Below are 4,100 nucleotides of genomic sequence, written 5' to 3'. Positions count from 1 at the left end.
GGGAGTTCAACAGGCTCCACGGCAGTGAGGCGGAGGCGAGAATTTTGAAGATGGAGGGCGATGAGGTTATAATCGAGTTCGAGGGTTCGTTCTGCGCCACCTGCGGGCTTTACGACTACTTCGACGACATCAAGTGGGAGGCGATGGACCTCGGGGTGGAGCTTGAACCCCTTGAGGTTCTCGAAGCTGAGGAAGACGAGTTTGAGCACGGGCGCTACGTCGTGAGGTACAGGCTGGGGAGAAGGCCGACGATTGGGATGGGCATCGCCGAAACGGGTAAGGGTTAAAAGTTCTTTCTCGGACCCAACCCCATGAACCAGTTCCTCCTCGGACTGCTCGTCATCTTCCTATGGGACGGCTACTTCTTCTTCAATTACATAATTAGCCTTTTCGGGGATTATCGAACCAGGGAGTGGGGGCCGAAGGTGAGCATCCTCATCCCGGCTTACAACGAGGGGCAGAGGGTTTTAAGGGCGGTAAAATCGGCCCTTGAGCAGGACTACACCGATTTGGAAGTCATAGTAATCGATGACGGGAGCGAGGACGGGACCTTCAAAGCGGCATCCTCCGTAGGCGACCCGCGGCTGAGGATCTACGGGGTTGAGCACGGGGGGAAGGCAAAGGCCCTCAACTTTGGCCTCTCAAAGTCCTCAGGCGAGGTTATCGTAACGACCGACGCGGACAGTGTCCTTGAGCGGAACGCGGTGAGGGAACTCGTGAGGCGCTTCTACTCCGATGATGTCGTGGCCGTCGGCGGGCAGGTTCGCGTCTTGGGCGGTTCCTTCCTTGAGAGGGCGCAGGATGCGGAGCATCTGAGGATAGCCATGTTCCGCAGGGCGAAGGAGCTTGAGGATCTGAGCCTCACACCGGGTCCAATAGCGGCCTTCCGGCGGGATGCCCTTGAGCGAATCGGCGGTTTCGTGGAGGATGCCGTTGAAGACTACGCCACCACAAAGGCAATCAAATCGCTGGGAAGGGTGGTCTACGCCCCATGGGCGAGGGTCTGGACAGAGATGCCGCGTTCCCTTTCCGCCCTCTGGCGGCAGAGGAGGCGCTGGTTTCTGGGAGATTTGAAAAACCTCGGCGGTGGCTTCACCAAGGACCGGGCATTCCTCCTGCTCGGCGATGCAGTGGCGCTTTTGGATGTGCTGGTCCCGCCCGCTTTGGCTTTAACCGGCCACTGGGGGCTGTTTGTCCTCTGGTGGTTCTTTGAGACATTCACGATGCTCTTTCCGGTTCTCTTTGAGGGGGGAAGGCTCTCCAATGCGCTCCTCTTCCCGCTTATCCTCTGGTTCTGGGCGGCTTTCTACCTTTCGCTTCACGTCTACGGATACATCAAACTCCTCCGGGGAAAGATCTAATCCGCCGAAACCCTTTTAAATGCCCAACCCTGTGCTACATAAACTATATAGAACATATAGACGAGGTGGGGCAATGATAGGTATTGCTGCGGCGTTCTTCATGGCATGGGCGATAGGTGCAAACGACAGCGCGAAGGCTGTGGGCACCGCCGTTGGGGCGGGGGTAATCGGTTTCAAGCGAGCTGTCCTCATCATCGCTGTCTTTACGACGATAGGTGCTCTGCTCGGCGGTTCATCGGTTTCAGGAACAATAAGCGGCTTGGCTGGAGGTCTCAGCTCTGGAGAAGTGGCTTTAACCCTCTTGAGCGCCGCAGCCGCCGTAACGGTCGCGAGCCTGTGGGGAAAGCCGATCTCCACCACCCAGTCCGTCATCGGGGCGCTCGTGGGCGCGTCGCTGGCCGTCGGTCTGAGCGTGGACTGGTCCACCGTCGTCAGGATAGTCCTCGCCTGGTTCGTCTCCCCCGTTGTTGCTGGACTCCTTGCCATAGCGATATACTTCGTCTACAAGCCCATAATGCGCAGGATAAAGTGCCTCAAGAACCTCGAGCTGACCCAGAAGTGGCTTGTTTTACTCGCATCTGCCTATGCCTCCTTCAACCTCGGAACCAACGAGCTTGCCAACGTTGTGGGCCTCTCGGGAAGCGGGGTGGACTGGCGGTTTTTCCTGGCGGTCTCGCTTGCCTTCGGGGCGCTGACCTTCAGCAGGGAAGTTATAATAACCGTTGGGAGGGACATAGTCCCACTTGGCCCAACCTCAGCCTTTGCCAGCCAGTTCGGCGCGGCCCTTTCGGTAACCCTGGCCAACATCTTCGGTCTCCCGGTCAGCTCTGGGCAGGCGATAGTGGGCGCCATAAGCGGGCTGGCCCTCTACAAGGGCGAAAAAGTCAACGGGGAGGTTCTCATCGGCATAGTCAAGAGCTGGGTTAGGGCGCCCCTCTCCGCCGGGTTTATCGCATACCTGATGGTGCTTCTCTTCTCCGCCGCAGGCTTTTAAACCCCCAGTCCTACCCCCCTGGAGGTGCTGCGGATGGTGGATTTCAAGTTCGAGGTCAAAGCGAGGGACGCCGCGGGCAGGATCGGAAAGCTGACCGTTAACGGAAAGACCATAGAAACCCCCGCAATAATGCCGGTTGTAAACCCAAAACAGCTCATCGTAACCCCGAAAGAGCTGAAGAAGATGGGCTTCGGGATGATCATCACGAACTCCTACATCACCTACAAGACGCCAGAGCTGAGGGAGAAGGCCCTGGAGGTGGGCATTCATAAACTGCTCGACTACGATGGTATAATAGAGGTTGACTCCGGCAGTTTCCAACTCATGCGCTATGGAGGCGTAGAGGTCACGAACCGCGAAATAGTCCAGTTCCAGCAGGCAATAGGCGTTGACATAGGGACTTTCCTCGACATACCAACTCCACCCGATGTGCCGAGAGAGAAGGCCGAGGAGGACTTGAGGGTAACGCTGGAGAGGGCAAGGGAAGCGGAGGAAATAAAGGAGATAGCTATGAACGCGGCCGTTCAGGGATCAACCTATTCCGACCTGAGAACCTACGCCGCCAAAAGGCTGAGCGAGATGGACTTTGAAATCCATCCAATCGGTGCCGTGGTTCCGCTGATGGAGAGCTATCGTTATAAAGACCTCGTTGACGTAGTTATCGCCTCGAAGCTCGGCCTCAGACCGGACAGACCGGTCCACCTATTCGGGGCTGGGCACCCGATGATATTCGCTTTGGCCGTTGCCATGGGAATAGACCTCTTCGATTCGGCCAGCTATGCCCTGTATGCCAAGGATGACCGCTACCTAACGCCAGAGGGTACGAAAAGGCTTGATGAGCTTGAGTACTTTCCCTGCTCCTGTCCCGTCTGTTCCCGTTACACGCCTCAGGAACTCAGGGAGATGCCGAAGGAAGAGAGGAGGAGGCTTTTGGCGATCCACAACCTCTGGGTCATACGTGAGGAGCTCAACAGGGTAAAGCAGGCGATAAAGGAGGGAACTCTGTGGGAGCTGGTCGATGAAAGGGCAAGGAGTCACCCAAAAATGTTCGCGGCCTACAAGCGTTTGCTCGAATACAGGGACTACCTCGAGAAGAACGAGCCGGTAACCAAAGCCAGCGCCTTCTTTAAGGTGAGCGAGGAATCCCTGAGGTGGCCCACAGTCGTTAGGGCCAGAGAACGGGCGGAGCGTGTAAAGAGAAAATTCCCGGAAACGGTGAAGCACCCGATTTTCGGTGAGATTCCAAGGTATCTCAGCCTGAGTTATCCCTTCGCCCAGAGCGAGGGCGAGGAGGACTTTACCATAGAGAAGCCCGGGAAGGGGGAGGCCAAAAAATACGTCATGGCCATAGCGGAATACCAGTTCGGGGAAGGGGCCGGAGAGGCCTTCAGAGATGCATTAGTCGAGCTTTCGAGAAAGACGGGCATGCCGAGGCAGATTAAAGCCAAGGGCAAGCACTTAGCGACGTTCAGGGCCGAGGACGGCCTCCTGACGCTCGGAATAGAAGGTGCCAAGAGGCTCCACGAGGTTCTTCCGTTCCCGAGGATGCGTGTCGTTGTGAACAGCGACGCCGAGCCCTTCGCGAAGCGCGGAAAGAACGTTTTCGCGAAGTTTGTGGTTGATGCCGACCCGGGAATAAGGCCCTACGACGAGGTTTTAGTGGTGAACGAGAGGGACGAGTTGCTCGCAACGGGACAGACGCTCTTAAACGGCGAGGAGCTGAAGGTTTTCCAGAGCGGATTGGC

The 4,100-nt window shown here is 57.1% G+C and carries 4 protein-coding genes; all 4 read left to right on the top strand.

Translation table 11 applies throughout. From position 1 onward, the window contains the following. The coding region (locus tag MV985_RS01395; protein WP_297458994.1) for a hypothetical protein at positions 1 to 287 on the top strand (287 nt) is incomplete at its 5' end. 24 nt (positions 288 to 311) lie between these two features. Beyond that, the gene (locus MV985_RS01390; RefSeq protein ID WP_297458987.1) at positions 312 to 1,361 is read left to right on the top strand and encodes a glycosyltransferase family 2 protein; all 1,050 of its coding nucleotides are present in this window, start codon (positions 312 to 314) and stop codon (positions 1,359 to 1,361) included. A 73-nt stretch (positions 1,362 to 1,434) separates the two neighbouring features. Continuing rightward, the gene (locus MV985_RS01385) at positions 1,435 to 2,355 is read left to right on the top strand and encodes an inorganic phosphate transporter (protein ID WP_297458979.1); all 921 of its coding nucleotides are present in this window, start codon (positions 1,435 to 1,437) and stop codon (positions 2,353 to 2,355) included. Between the two features lie 33 nt (positions 2,356 to 2,388). Next, positions 2,389 to 4,100 (top strand): tRNA guanosine(15) transglycosylase TgtA (tgtA, locus tag MV985_RS01380; RefSeq protein WP_297458999.1); only part of this gene is annotated, 1,712 nt, incomplete at its 3' end.

It is taken from the genome of Thermococcus sp., from assembly GCF_027012695.1.
Classification (GTDB): domain Archaea; phylum Methanobacteriota_B; class Thermococci; order Thermococcales; family Thermococcaceae; genus Thermococcus.
This window is presented reverse-complemented; position numbering and strand designations above follow the sequence as displayed.

What these genes read in the sequence shown, in the direction of transcription:
- MV985_RS01390 (WP_297458987.1), top strand. Translation starts at nt 312, where the DNA reads ATGAACCAGTTCCTCCTCGGACTGCTCGTCATCTTCCTATGGGACGGC.
- MV985_RS01385 (WP_297458979.1), top strand. Translation starts at nt 1,435, where the DNA reads ATGATAGGTATTGCTGCGGCGTTCTTCATGGCATGGGCGATAGGTGCA.